Source organism: Cupriavidus sp. DL-D2, from assembly GCF_039710735.1.
Lineage (GTDB): Bacteria > Pseudomonadota > Gammaproteobacteria > Burkholderiales > Burkholderiaceae > Cupriavidus.
Genome location: NZ_JBDKXK010000005.1, coordinates 56,363 through 69,687 on the forward strand (window position 1 = coordinate 56,363; position 13,325 = coordinate 69,687).

A 13,325-nucleotide genomic window follows, 5' to 3' on the forward strand; every position below is an offset into this window, starting at 1 on the left:
TTCGCGATGTGGAGTATGCTCCACTTCGAACAATGTCTGGCTCTTCGCTGGGGAATTGTGCCACAAGGCTCGTTTCCTAAGAAGTAAATATATTCGATCTAACCACGTGGTTTTGGGCCTGTGGTGTTTGTGCAACATCGGACTTGCGGCGCCTGCAAACCCTTGTCCTGTATGGGTTGCCGGGTAGGGGGTTTCGGTATCCGGGGCGTTTGGAGAGGCTCCGGACGGGGTCCTCGGGGGAGGGCGGGAAGGGGTTGCGCGCGTGTTAGAATGCCATGTTCGCCCGTCGTCGACAGGCCCTTCCGGGCTTCCGATTTCGCGGGCTTCATTTGCTTAAACCCGCCGCATAAACCACGTCGCAATGGATCAATTCGCCAAAGAAACCCTGCCGGTCTCGCTGGAAGAGGAAATGCGCCGCTCATACCTCGATTACGCAATGAGCGTTATCGTGGGGCGCGCGCTGCCCGATGTCCGGGACGGCCTGAAACCGGTACACCGGCGCGTGCTCTATGCGATGCATGAGCTCAACAACGACTGGAACCGGGCCTATAAGAAGTCCGCCCGTATCGTCGGCGATGTGATTGGTAAGTATCACCCGCACGGGGATACTGCTGTCTACGACACGATCGTCCGCATGGCGCAGAATTTCTCGCTGCGTTACATGCTGGTGGACGGCCAGGGTAACTTCGGTTCGGTGGACGGAGATAACGCCGCGGCGATGCGTTATACCGAAATCCGCCTTTCCAAGATTGCCCACGAAATGCTCCACGATATCGACAAGGAAACTGTCGATTTCGATCCGAACTATGACGGTTCGGAGAAAGAGCCGGGCATTTTGCCGGCCCGTATTCCTAATCTGCTGATCAATGGTTCGTCGGGTATTGCGGTGGGTATGGCCACCAATATCCCGCCGCATAACCTTAATGAAGTCGTCGATGCCTGCCTGCATCTGCTCCGTAATCCCGATGCGACGATCGACGAGCTGATTGAACTGGTGCCGGCACCCGATTTTCCGACGGCCGGCATTATCTATGGCATTCAGGGCGTACGCGAAGGCTACCGCACCGGCCGCGGCCGGGTGGTCATGCGTGCGCGCACTCACTTCGAGGATATCGACCGTGGCCAGCGCCAGGCGATCATCGTCGACGAACTGCCGTACCAGGTGAACAAGCGGACGCTTCTTGAGCGTATTGCCGAGCTGGTTACCGAGAAGAAGGTCGAGGGCATCTCGGACATCCGTGACGAATCCGACAAGTCGGGCATGCGCGTGGTGGTCGAACTCAAGCGCAACGAGGTGCCGGAAGTCGTCCTGAACAACCTGTACAAGAACACGCAGCTGCAGGATACGTTCGGCATGAACATGGTGGCGCTGGTCGACGGCCAGCCGCGCCTGCTGAACCTGAAGCAGATGCTCGTGGCGTTCCTGTCGCATCGCCGCGAGATCGTGACCCGCCGTACGGTCTTCGAACTGCGCAAGGCGCGCGAGCGTGGCCACGTGCTGGAAGGCCTGGCTGTGGCGCTGGCGAACATCGACGAGTTCATCGCGATCATCAAGGCCGCGCCGACGCCTCCGCTGGCTAAAGCAGAGCTGATGGCCAAGCCCTGGGATTCGGGCCTGGTCCGCGAAATGCTGGCACGTGCCGAAAGCGACACTTCGGGTGGCCGCGCCTCGTATCGTCCGGATGGTTTGCCTGCCGTGTTCGGCATGCAGCCGGATGGCCTGTACAAGCTCTCCGATGGTCAGGCGCAGGAAATTCTGCAGATGCGTCTGCAGCGCCTGACCGGCCTGGAGCAGGACAAGATCGTCCAGGAGTACCGCGAGGTCATGGGCGTGATCGCTGACCTGCTCGACATCCTGGCGCGTCCGGAACGTATCACCACGATCATCACCGACGAACTGGGCGCCATTCGTGCCGAGTTCGGTGACGAGCGCCGTTCGCAGATCGAGATGAACGCGACCGAGCTCGACACCGAGGACCTGATCACGCCGCAGGACATGGTCGTGACGCTGTCCCACTCGGGCTATATGAAGAGCCAGCCGATCTCCGAATACCGGGCGCAAAAGCGCGGCGGGCGCGGCAAGCTGGCCACGGCGACCAAGGAAGACGACTGGATCGATACGCTGTTCGTGGCCAACACGCACGACTACATCCTGTGCTTCTCGAACCGTGGCCGCCTCTACTGGCTCAAGGTCTACGAGGTGCCGCAAGGTTCGCGAAACTCGCGTGGTCGTCCGATCGTGAACATGTTCCCGCTGGCTGACGGCGAGAAGATCAACGTGATCCTGCCGGTGCGCCAGTTCGATGCGGAGCACTTCATCTTCATGGCCACCGCGCGTGGCACGGTGAAGAAGACCGTACTGACGGATTTCTCGAACCCGCGCAAGGCTGGCATCATCGCCGTCGATCTTGACGAGGGTGACTTCCTGATCGGTGCAGCCGTGACCGACGGCAAGCACGACGTCATGCTGTTCTCGGACGCCGGCAAGGCCGTGCGCTTCGACGAGAACGACGTCCGCCCGATGGGCCGTCAGGCCCGTGGCGTGCGCGGCATGAACTTGGACGAAAGCCAGTCGGTGATCGCCATGCTCGTGGCGCCGGCAGAAACTGATGCCGCCGAGACTCCCGAAGCCAGCATCACCGCCCCGGTGGGCAGCGTGCTGACGGCCACCGAGAACGGCTATGGCAAGCGTACGCCTATCAGTGAATACACTCGACACGGGCGCGGCACCAAGGGCATGATTGCGATCCAGACGAGCGAGCGCAATGGCCGTGTGGTCGCTGCTGCGCTGGTTTCGCCTGAAGACGAGATCATGCTGATCACGACGGGCGGTGTGCTGATTCGCACCCGTGTCGCGGAAATCCGCGAGATGGGCCGCGCCACGCAGGGTGTCACCCTGATCAACGTGGATGAGGGCACGCGGCTGTCGGGGCTGCAGCGCATCGTCGAGACCGACGCCGACACCAATGGCGTGGATGACGACGAGGCGGCGGACGACACCACGGGCGCCAGCGACGCAGGCGCCACTGACGCAGACGCGAATTCGTAATTTGTTGCAACAATGGGACGGCGGCCGGAACTCGCCAGACGGCCGACCGGACTAATCCGGACGTATTTTCCAGGGAGTCATAATGCTCAAAACCTATCGACGTATCGCTGTTCTGGCTGCTTTCGCTCCGCTCATGATGCTGGCGCAAGGTGCGCACGCTCAGGAAGACAAGGACAAGACTGCGGCCATCAAGGAACTGCTGTCCGTCATGCAGGCCGACCAGGCAGTGAAGGGTCAGGCCGATAACTGGCAACAGGGTGCGAAGCAGGAAGCCCCGCTGGTGCTGGAGCAGGTGCTGGTCGAGAACAAGACGCTGAACGACAAGCAGAAGCAGGCCGCTGTCGAGAAGCTCAAGAAGAACGGCGCAGTGCAGCGCATGGTGGATGGCGCGGGCACCGCGTTCAACACCGATGGTTTCCGCAAGGACGCCATCCAGGCGCACTACGACGCGTTCGGCAAGTACTACACGACGCAGGAACTGAAGGACCTGACCACGTTCCTGAAGTCGCCGACGGGCCAGAAGTTCATGCAGAACCAGGGCAAGGCCACCCAGGAAATCTGGGGTTCGATGATGCAGAAGTACGGTCCTCAGGTTGGCAAGTCGATGCGCGACGCCGCCGAGAAGGAAATCACTGCTGCCTCGAAGTAAGCACGCAAGTGATCGACGGTCGGCCTCGTCGGGCCTGATGGTCCGGCGATCCGGCTGTTCCCACCCCGCTCCGGGCGCCTACGGTGTCCAAGGGGCGCGGGTTTTGGGGGATAATGGCTGCCTGGTTCAATCCGGCAGCCATTTTTCTTTTTCCTCCATGAACGATCCCCAGAATCCCGCCCTGACCGGCCTGCAACGTTCGCTGGCCGAGCGCGTCTACAACTTCTCGCCCGGTCCCGCCGCATTGCCGGCCGAGGTCCTGCAGCAGGCCGCGGAAGAAATGCTGTCATGGCGTGGCACCGGGGTGTCGGTGATGGAGATGAGTCACCGCAGCAAGGATTTTGAGAGCATCCATCAGCAGGCGATGGCCGACCTGCGCGAACTGCTGCATATCCCGAAGAATTTCCGCATCCTGTTCATGCAGGGCGGGGCGATTGGCCAGAACGGCATCGTACCGCTGAACCTCGCGGGCCGCGTGCAGGGTGCCAAGCCGAAGACCGATTTCGTGGTCACGGGTACGTGGTCGGTCAAGACCGAGCAGGAAGCGCAGCGCTACAGCGAGGTGAATATCGCCGCGTCGAGCCAGGATCAGAAGTGGCACAAGATTCCCGACGCCAAGTCGTGGAACCTGTCCGACGATGCCGCGTATGTCCACCTGTGCACCAACGAGACCATCGTCGGGGTGGAGTTCCAGGAGATCCCGGACATCGGCCAGACCGGCGTGCACGACAAGGGACGCATTGTCGTGGCCGACGCATCGAGCCATATCCTGTCGCGACCTATCGACTGGTCGCGTGCGCAGGTAGTCTATGGCGGTGCGCAGAAGAACATCGGCCCGGCCGGCGTCACCATCGTCATCGTTCGTGAAGACCTGATCGGCTTCGCACATCCGATGTGCCCGTCGGCGTTCAACTGGCGTCTGGTGGCCGAACATGATTCGATGTACAACACGCCGCCCACCTATGCGATCTACATCGCCGGACTCGTGTTCCAATGGCTCAAGGCCCAGGGCGGCGTGGCCGCAATCGAGCAGCGCAATATCGCCAAGGCGCGTGCGCTGTACGATTACCTGGACCAGAGCGACTTCTACCGTAACGAAATCGATCCCAGCTGCCGCTCGCGCATGAACATACCGTTCCTGCTGCGCGACGAATCGCGCAACGAAGCGTTCCTGACCCAGGCGCGCGCGAATGGCCTGGTACAGCTCAAGGGCCACAAGTCCGTGGGCGGCATGCGCGCCAGCATCTACAACGCAATGCCCCTCGAAGGGGTTGCCGCGCTGGTCGAGTTCATGCGCGAATTCGAGCGCACCGCCGCTTGACGGCGGTGTATCCGACCCCGCTGCCTGGGCGGCGGGCCGTCGTTGCCCCAGACTTTTCCGAGGCCGCCACGACGCGCGGCCCACAGGCCCTGATATGACACAGCAAGACAAGCCGGGCGCAGATGCCGGCGTGCAACGCCCCGACGCCAACGGCTCCAATCCGGGACCGAGTCCGCAGGAACAGGCGCTGTCAGCAGACCTCGCGCCGTTGCGCGACCAGATCGATACCGTTGACCGTGAACTGTTGGCGCTGCTGAACCGCCGTGCGCAACTGGCGCTCGACGTGGGCGAGGTCAAGAAGAAATACGGTGCGCCGGTGTTTCGGCCCGAGCGCGAACTGCAGGTCATCCGCAAGGTGCAGGGTGCCAATCCAGGGCCATTGCTCGGCGAGAGCGTGGCGTCCATCTGGCGTGAGGTGATGTCGGCCTGTCGTGGGCTGGAGAAGCCGCTGGAGATTGCATTCCTTGGCCCGGCCGGCACGTTCTCGGAACAGGCGTTGTACGCGCATTTTGGCCATGAGGTCTCGGGCGTGCCGTGCCCGAGCATTGACGAGGTGTTCCGCGCCGTGGAGGCGGGTACCGTCGAGTATGGCGTGGTGCCGGTGGAAAACTCGACCGAAGGCGCGGTGTCGCGCACGCTCGATCTTTTCCTGCAGACTTCGCTGAAGATCAGCGGCGAGATTGCGCTGAAGGTGCATCACAACCTGATGGCTTCCACGCCTGACATGAAGGGCGTGAAGGTAGTGCGCGCCCACGCGCAGGCGCTGGCGCAGTGTCAGCACTGGCTGACCGCGAACTTTCCGCATCTGGAGCGGCAGGCCGTATCGAGCAACGCCGAGGCCGCGCGCATGGCAAGCGAGGATCCTACCGTGGCAGCGATCGCAGGTGAGTCTGCGGCCAACCGCTATCACCTGCACATTGTCCGCACGCATATCCAGGACGATCCACACAACCGCACGCGCTTTGCCGTGATCGGCCGTTACGAGACGGAGCCGTCGGGCAGTGACCAGACGTCGATGATCCTGTCGGTGCCGAACAAGGCTGGCGCGGTGTATCAATTGTTGGCGCCGCTGGCCGAGAACGGCGTGTCGATGTGCCGATTCGAATCGCGTCCGGCACGTAGCGGGGCGTGGGAATACTACTTCTATGTCGATGTGGAAGGCCATCAGCACGATCCGTCCGTAGCGCGCGCGATCGACATGCTGCGCGCCAATGCGGCATATCTGAAAGTGCTGGGCTCTTACCCGTCGAGCAAGTAACCGGAGCAGATCATGGCAGAGCAGGGTAACGCGGCAGACTACTTCGGTCCCACCTACGTCCGGAAGATTTCGCCGTACATCGCAGGAAAGCCGATTTCCGAGGTTGCGCGCGAGTTCGGACTCGATGAGGCGCGCATCGTCAAGCTGGCGTCGAACGAGAATCCGCTCGGCATGCCGGCTTCGGCCAAGGCCGCCGTCGCAGAGGCGGTGGAAGATTTGGGCCGCTATCCCGACAGCAACGGCTTTGCGTTGAAGGCAGCGTTGTCGGAAAAGTATGACGTGCCGGCGGAATGGCTGACGCTGGGCAATGGCAGCAACGATATTCTGGAGCTGGCCGCGCACGCGCTGGTGCGCGCCGGTGAATCGATCGTCTATGCCGAGTATTCGTTCGCGGTCTACGCACTGGCTACGCAGGAAGTGGGTGCGCGGGCCATCGAGGTGAAGTCGCGTCGGTACGGTCATGATCTCGATGCGATGGCTGCCGCCATCACGCCCGACACAAAGCTGGTGTTCGTTGCCAATCCGAACAATCCGACGGGCACGTTCGTGTCCGCAGCCGAGATCGAAGCGTTCCTTGCAAAGGTGCCGTCGCACGTCGTGGTTGTGCTCGACGAGGCGTACAACGAGTATCTCGATCCGGCGCAACAATACGAGTCCGTGGCATGGGTGCGGAAGTATCCCAACCTGATGGTGTCCCGGACGTTCTCGAAGGCGTACGGCCTCGCGGGTTTGCGCGTGGGATACGGCGTAGCGCAGCCCCCGCTGACCGACCTGCTCAATCGTGTGCGCCAGCCGTTCAATGTCAACAGCCTGGCGCAGGCCGCTGCGGTGGCAGCGCTGGGTGATGCAGATTTCCTGCAACGCAGCGCGGCACTGAACCGCGCTGGCAAGGCGCAACTGGTGGCCGCCTTCGAGCGGTTGGGTCTGGAATACGTCCCGTCGTCGGGCAACTTCGTCATGGTCCGCGTGGGGACCGACGATGGCGCTGGCGCGCGCGTGAATCTGGCGATGCTCAAGCAGGGTGTGATCGTGCGGCCCGTGGCGAACTATGGGTTGCCGCAGTGGTTGCGTATCACGATTGGTTTGCCCGACGAGAACGCCGCGTGCATCGCGGCGCTCGAGCAGGCGTTGAAGTGAATCCAGGCAGGTTTGAATCCGTGAACGCTCTGCATTTTTCCCGTGTTGTGATTGTCGGTGTCGGCCTGATCGGCGGATCGCTGGCGCTGTCGCTCAAGCGTGCCGGCGTAGTGGGCACCGTCGTGGGAGTGGGCCGCTCGGCGGCGTCGCTCGACAAGGCCATGAAGCTTGGCGTAATCGACGAGGCCGCGACGTCGCTGGCCGACGCCGCACGTGGCGCCAGCCTGATCGTGCTGTGCGCGCCGGTGGCGCAGAACTTTGCGTTGCTGCATGCGCTGGAGCCGCACCTGGAACCGGGCACGATTGTCACCGATGCGGGCAGTACGAAGTCCGACGTGATCATGGCGGCCAAGACGGCACTCGGTGACAAGGTTGCCCAGTTCGTGCCCGCCCACCCGATCGCCGGGCGAGAGTTGAACGGCGTGGAAGCTGCGCTGAACGATCTGTATCTCGGCAAGAAAGTGGTGCTGTGCCCGCTGCAGGAGAACAGCCGCACCGATGTGGCCGCGGTGCGCGCGATGTGGGAGTCGGCAGGCGCCGATTGCCACGTGATGTCCGCTGTGCAGCATGATGCCGTGTTCGCATCCGTCAGTCATCTGCCCCACGTGTTGGCCTACGCGCTGGTGGCGCAGACCGCCAATGCGGAGGACGCCGCGTTGAAGCTGGATTTCGCAGGTGGCGGCTTCCGGGATTTCACGCGCATCGCGGCCTCGTCGCCGGAGATGTGGCGCGATATCTGTGTCGCGAACAAGGATGCTCTGCTGCGCGAGATCGACACCTACGAAGCAGTGCTCGGCTATCTGAAAAAGCAGATCAAGGCGGGCGATGGTGAGGCGCTGGAGCGCGTATTCAAGCGCGCCAGCGAGACCCGCCTGAAATGGGGCGCCGCGCGTGCGACCGCCCTCCATAACGTAGAACCCTGACGCTGTCGCGCCATTAGCGTGATGGCCATGCTGCCAAGACCATGGAACATCTGACCCTCGGCCCCCTGACCCGTGCATCGGGTACGGTCCGCCTGCCCGGCTCGAAGAGCATTTCCAATCGAGTGCTGCTGCTGGCCGCACTGGCCACCGGCGAAACCCGCGTGCGGGACCTGCTCGATTCCGACGACACGCGTGTCATGCTCGAAGCGCTGAACATGCTGGGCGTGACATGGCGGCGCGATGGCGGCGACTGCATCGTGACGGGCGTGGGTGGGCAGTTTCCGACCAAATCGGCTGACCTGTTCATGGGCAATGCCGGCACCGCCATCCGTCCGCTGACTGCCGCGCTGGCCCTGCAGGGCGGCGCGTACAAGCTGAGCGGGGTGCCGCGCATGCACGAGCGGCCGATCGGCGATCTGGTCGACGGACTGCGGCAGGTGGGGGCTGCTATCGACTATCTGGGTACGCCCGGCTATCCGCCGTTGCAGATCCAGCCTGCCGAAATCCGTATCGACGCGCCGATCCGCGTGCGCGGCGATGTTTCCAGCCAGTTCCTGACTGCGTTGCTGATGACGCTGCCGATGGCCAAGTCGGCGTCGGGCAAGATCGAAATCGAGATGGTGGGAGAGCTGATCTCGAAGCCGTATGTCGAGATCACGCTGAACCTGCTGGCGCGCTTCGGTATCGATGTGGAGCGCCAGGGTTGGGAGCGGTTCATCCTGCCGGCCGAGGCCCAGTACCAGTCGCCGGGCGAGATCTATGTGGAAGGCGATGCCTCGACGGCTTCGTACTTCCTGGCGGCGGGTGCCATCGGTGGTGGTCCGGTGCGTGTGGAGGGCGTGGGCCTGTCGAGCATCCAGGGGGACGTGCGCTTTGCAGACGCGCTGAATCGCATGGGCGCCAATGTGATGGCCGGCGATAACTGGATCGAGGTGCGCGGTACCGAGCGCGACGATGGCCGGCTGAACGGCATCGAACTCGACTGCAACCATATTCCCGATGCAGCGATGACGCTGGCCGTGGCCGCGCTGTTCGCCGACGGCACTACCACGCTGACCAATATCGCGAGCTGGCGCGTCAAGGAAACGGATCGCATCGCTGCCATGGCCACGGAGTTGCGCAAGCTCGGTGCGGAGGTGGAGGAAGGTGCGGACTACCTGAAAGTGACGCCACCGGCATCGCAGTCAGCCTGGCAGACCCCGGCAGACGGAATTGGCACCTATGATGATCATCGGATGGCCATGTGTTTCTCGTTGGCCGCTTTTGGGCCGCTGCCGGTGCGGATCAACGAACCCGGCTGCGTCGCCAAGACGTTCCCGGAATACTTCGCGGTATTTGGCGGCGTGACGCAGTAAGTATGAGGATGGTTGCGCAGCCTTTTGTGGGGGCGGGTAGTAACGCGCCGCCGCGCAACCATGGTCCCCATCGTAACGATTCACGATTGATTCCGGAAATCAATAGTTTCAAGCTAACCAATAAAGAATGACTATTATCGACGTCATCACCATTGATGGTCCAACCGCATCCGGCAAAGGCACGGTGGCCCATAAGGTGGCAGACGCCCTCGGCTTTCACCTCCTCGACAGCGGCGCGCTCTATCGGCTCGTGGCGCTGGCCAGCGATCGCGCCAATGTCGACGTGCAGGAGGTGGATACCCTCGCAAAGATTGCCCTGCGCCTCGATGTGAAGTTCGGCCCGGATCGGGTCTGGCTCGAAGGCGAGGAAGTCAGTCAATTGATCCGCCAGGAAGCCATTGGCAACCGGGCCTCGGCGCTGGCCGTGCATCAGCCGGTTCGCGATGCGTTGACGGCACTTCAGCGTGGTTTCCGCAAGCTCCCCGGCCTTGTGGCGGACGGCCGCGATATGGGCACGGTGATCTTCCCGGAGGCCCCGCTCAAGGTATTCCTGACCGCGAGTGTCGAGGCGCGCGCCCGCAGGCGCTATAAACAATTGATTGATAAGGGAATTTCTGCTAATATCGAAGACCTTTTGCGTGACCTCGAGGCGCGCGACGCGCGGGATCGTTCCCGTGCCGCCGCGCCGCTGCGTCCCGCAGAGGGTGCGTATCGCCTGGATACCTCTGAAATGACGGTGGACGAGGCGGTGACGCAGGTGCTGGAGTGGTTCGCCGCCGTGCGCGTTTCGCAGTAGCTCGCAAGAAATTTTCAAGCGCGCTGCTGATGGCGCGATAACGTTGGGAAAGCCCCGACACCAAGGAGCCCGGATCGAAAATCTTCGACGCCCGGGTGTATTGCAACCTAACCCCGCTGCACTGGCAGACTGAGCACGACCCTCGTGCCGGCCAATGTACTGCGGATTGCTACTTACGTTTATGTCCGACCTGCAAACTAACGAATCCTTTGCCGCACTGTTCGAGGAATCGATCGCCCGCTCCAATATGAAGGCTGGCGAAGTGATTTCCGCTGAAGTCGTGCGCATCGACCACAACTTCGTGGTCGTCAATGCCGGCCTCAAGTCCGAAGCATTTGTGCCGGTGGAGGAGTTCCTGAACGACCAGGGCGAACTCGAAGTGCAGGCCGGCGACTACGTCTCCGTGGCCATCGATGCACTCGAGAACGGCTATGGCGACACGATTCTCTCCCGCGACAAGGCCAAGCGCCTGGCATCGTGGCTGAACCTCGAGAAGGCGCTGGAAGACGGCGAGATCATCTCGGGTACCGTGACCGGCAAGGTCAAGGGCGGCCTGACTGTCATGGTCAACGGCATCCGCGCATTCCTGCCGGGTTCGCTCGTCGACGTGCGTCCGATCAAGGACACCACGCCGTACGAAGGCAAGACCCTGGAATTCAAGGTCATCAAGCTCGATCGCAAGCGTAACAACGTCGTGCTGTCGCGTCGCGCCGTGGTGGAAGCCACGCTGGGCGAAGAGCGCCAGAAGCTGATGGAAACGCTGAAGGAAGGCGCCATCGTCAACGGTATCGTCAAGAACATCACCGACTACGGCGCGTTCGTGGACCTGGGTGGTATCGACGGCCTGCTGCACATCACCGACCTGGCCTGGCGCCGTGTCCGCCACCCGAGCGAAGTGCTGTCGGTTGGTCAGGAAATCACCGCCAAGATCCTCAAGTTCGACCAGGAAAAGAACCGCGTCTCGCTGGGCGTGAAGCAACTGGGCGAAGATCCGTGGGTGGGCATCTCGCGCCGTTACCCGCAAGGCACGCGTCTGTTCGGCAAGGTGACGAACCTGACCGACTACGGCGCATTCGTGGAAATCGAAGCCGGTATCGAAGGCCTGGTCCACGTGTCGGAAATGGACTGGACCAACAAGAACGTGGCCCCGTCGAAGGTTGTCCAGCTGGGCGACGAAGTCGAAGTCATGGTTCTGGATATCGACGAAGACAAGCGTCGTATCAGCCTGGGCATGAAGCAGTGCAAGGCCAACCCGTGGGACGATTTCAGCCGCAACCACAAGAAGGGCGACAAGCTGGCCGGCCAGATCAAGTCGATCACCGACTTCGGCGTGTTCATCGGTCTGCCGGGCGGCATCGACGGCCTGGTGCACCTGTCGGACCTGTCGTGGCAAGAGACGGGCGAAGAAGCCGTGCGCAAGTACAAGAAGGGCGACGAAGTGGAAGCTGTCGTCCTGGGCATCGACGTCGACAAGGAACGCATCTCGCTGGGTATCAAGCAGCTGTCGGGCGATCCGTTCAACAACTTCATCTCGGCTAACGACAAGGGTTCGCTCGTTACCGGCACGATCAAGACTGTTGATCCGAAGGGTGCTGTCGTGCAACTGGCAGACGACGTGGAAGGCTACCTGCGTGCTTCGGAAATCTCCGCAGACCGCGTGGAAGATGCCCGCAACGTGCTGAAGGAAGGCGAGCAGATCACCGCACTGGTGGTGAACGTCGACCGCAAGTCGCGCAACATCAACCTGTCGATCAAGGCCAAGGACAGTGCTGACCAGCAAGAAGCCATGCAGAAGTTCCAGGCTGATACCGGCGCCGCTGGTACGACCAACCTGGGCGCGCTGCTGAAGGCCAAGCTGGGCCAGGACAACCAGTAATTTACGAGCGCCGCGCGAACAGCGAGACCGCCCATGACCAAGTCTGAGCTCGTCGAGAAACTGGCTGCCCGTTTTCCGCAGTTGCTGCTGCGGGATGCGGACATTTCAGTGAAAACGATACTCGACGCGATGTCCGAGGCTCTGGCCGATGGTCATCGTATCGAGATCCGTGGCTTCGGCAGCTTTGGTCTGAACAAGCGGCCGCCTCGCGTGGGTCGCAACCCCAAGTCCGGCGAACGAGTGCTGGTGCCCGAGAAACGGGTGCCGCACTTCAAGGCGGGCAAGGAGTTGCGCGAACGGGTGGATCGCCCGGCAATGCCGCAAAGTGGCGTTATGGCCTCCAACGGCCAGGCGTTGCACGGCAAGGCCGGGCAGTTGTCGGCGCCGCAGTCTTCCGCTCCGGCGGGGCTGCATGACGACAGCCAGCTGAATCTGGTCCGCTCGTAGGAAAGCTCGCCATCACTGGCAGCCTGTTGAAAAGCGCTCCCCCGGGAGCGCTTTTTTCGTTTACCGATGCGACCAATGGTTACCGTTTGCAGGAAGTGATTCCGCTACAATGCCGGGAATCCGTCGCCCGGCGTTCCATAACGCATCCTGCCCGGATGCCCGCTCCTGTTCCGATGGCCCTCACCGCATGAAACTCGTCGCCTGGATCTTCCGCATCGTCCTGTTCGTCCTGTTGTTCGTGCTGGCGCTGCGCAATACCGCCGATGCCGACCTGCAACTGTTCTTTGGCGCGGTCTGGCATGCGCCGCTGATCCTGATTCTGCTCGCCGCATTCGGGCTCGGTATCGTGGCGGCGCTGGCTGCCGTGGCGCCTGGCCTGATGCGCCAGCGGATGGAGGCCGCGCGGCTGCGTCGCGCGCTGAGCCAGGTGCGTGCCGCAACCGCTCCCGTCGATCCCGTGCCGCCAGAGGCAAAGCCGGGCGTTCCCTATAACGTAGTCGGCCCGAAAGTCTGA

General features: G+C 62.3%; 11 protein-coding genes. All 11 read left to right on the forward strand.

The annotated features are described in order from the left end of the window. Positions 1-361: 361 nt before the first annotated feature. On the forward strand, positions 362-3,049 hold the full coding sequence (gene gyrA, locus ABDB81_RS05470; protein ID WP_346810207.1) for a DNA gyrase subunit A: 2,688 nt from the start codon (positions 362-364) through the stop codon (positions 3,047-3,049). 82 nt (positions 3,050-3,131) lie between these two features. Then, positions 3,132-3,698: a DUF2059 domain-containing protein gene (locus ABDB81_RS05475; protein WP_137926450.1), complete on the forward strand. Its 567-nt coding sequence runs from the start codon at positions 3,132-3,134 to the stop codon at positions 3,696-3,698. A 157-nt stretch (positions 3,699-3,855) separates the two neighbouring features. Next, positions 3,856-5,019 carry a 3-phosphoserine/phosphohydroxythreonine transaminase gene (serC, locus tag ABDB81_RS05480; protein WP_137926449.1) on the forward strand — a complete coding sequence of 388 codons (1,164 nt, stop codon included), beginning with the start codon at positions 3,856-3,858 and terminating at the stop codon, positions 5,017-5,019. 94 nt (positions 5,020-5,113) lie between these two features. After that, entirely contained in the window at positions 5,114-6,277 is a 1,164-nt protein-coding gene (gene pheA / locus ABDB81_RS05485) for a prephenate dehydratase (protein WP_346810213.1), read from the forward strand. A 12-nt stretch (positions 6,278-6,289) separates the two neighbouring features. Then, positions 6,290-7,414: a histidinol-phosphate transaminase gene (gene hisC, locus ABDB81_RS05490; protein WP_346810215.1), complete on the forward strand. Its 1,125-nt coding sequence runs from the start codon at positions 6,290-6,292 to the stop codon at positions 7,412-7,414. A gap of 20 nt (positions 7,415-7,434) precedes the next feature. After that, positions 7,435-8,337: a prephenate dehydrogenase/arogenate dehydrogenase family protein gene (locus ABDB81_RS05495; RefSeq protein ID WP_137926446.1), complete on the forward strand. Its 903-nt coding sequence runs from the start codon at positions 7,435-7,437 to the stop codon at positions 8,335-8,337. Between the two features lie 41 nt (positions 8,338-8,378). Further along, entirely contained in the window at positions 8,379-9,692 is a 1,314-nt protein-coding gene (gene aroA / locus ABDB81_RS05500) for a 3-phosphoshikimate 1-carboxyvinyltransferase (protein ID WP_160471658.1), read from the forward strand. Positions 9,693-9,819: 127 nt separating this feature from the next. Then, positions 9,820-10,488, forward strand: a complete 669-nt coding sequence (cmk, locus tag ABDB81_RS05505; protein WP_137926444.1) for a (d)CMP kinase — start codon at positions 9,820-9,822, stop codon at positions 10,486-10,488. Positions 10,489-10,669: 181 nt separating this feature from the next. Next, positions 10,670-12,364 carry a 30S ribosomal protein S1 gene (gene rpsA, locus ABDB81_RS05510; protein ID WP_137926443.1) on the forward strand — a complete coding sequence of 565 codons (1,695 nt, stop codon included), beginning with the start codon at positions 10,670-10,672 and terminating at the stop codon, positions 12,362-12,364. A 33-nt stretch (positions 12,365-12,397) separates the two neighbouring features. Continuing rightward, positions 12,398-12,811, forward strand: a complete 414-nt coding sequence (locus ABDB81_RS05515) for an integration host factor subunit beta (RefSeq protein ID WP_137926442.1) — start codon at positions 12,398-12,400, stop codon at positions 12,809-12,811. A 187-nt stretch (positions 12,812-12,998) separates the two neighbouring features. Beyond that, a complete protein-coding gene (locus tag ABDB81_RS05520; RefSeq protein ID WP_137926441.1) occupies positions 12,999-13,325 on the forward strand; it encodes a LapA family protein in 327 nt (108 codons plus the stop codon).

Bases quoted from the DNA above. Each gene is read 5' to 3' on its own strand.
- gyrA (WP_346810207.1), top strand. From the start codon at position 362: ATGGATCAATTCGCCAAAGAAACCCTGCCGGTCTCGCTGGAAGAGGAA.
- ABDB81_RS05475 (WP_137926450.1), top strand. From the start codon at position 3,132: ATGCTCAAAACCTATCGACGTATCGCTGTTCTGGCTGCTTTCGCTCCG.
- serC (WP_137926449.1), top strand. From the start codon at position 3,856: ATGAACGATCCCCAGAATCCCGCCCTGACCGGCCTGCAACGTTCGCTG.
- pheA (WP_346810213.1), top strand. From the start codon at position 5,114: ATGACACAGCAAGACAAGCCGGGCGCAGATGCCGGCGTGCAACGCCCC.
- hisC (WP_346810215.1), top strand. From the start codon at position 6,290: ATGGCAGAGCAGGGTAACGCGGCAGACTACTTCGGTCCCACCTACGTC.
- aroA (WP_160471658.1), top strand. From the start codon at position 8,379: ATGGAACATCTGACCCTCGGCCCCCTGACCCGTGCATCGGGTACGGTC.
- cmk (WP_137926444.1), top strand. From the start codon at position 9,820: ATGACTATTATCGACGTCATCACCATTGATGGTCCAACCGCATCCGGC.
- rpsA (WP_137926443.1), top strand. From the start codon at position 10,670: ATGTCCGACCTGCAAACTAACGAATCCTTTGCCGCACTGTTCGAGGAA.
- ABDB81_RS05515 (WP_137926442.1), top strand. From the start codon at position 12,398: ATGACCAAGTCTGAGCTCGTCGAGAAACTGGCTGCCCGTTTTCCGCAG.
- ABDB81_RS05520 (WP_137926441.1), top strand. From the start codon at position 12,999: ATGAAACTCGTCGCCTGGATCTTCCGCATCGTCCTGTTCGTCCTGTTG.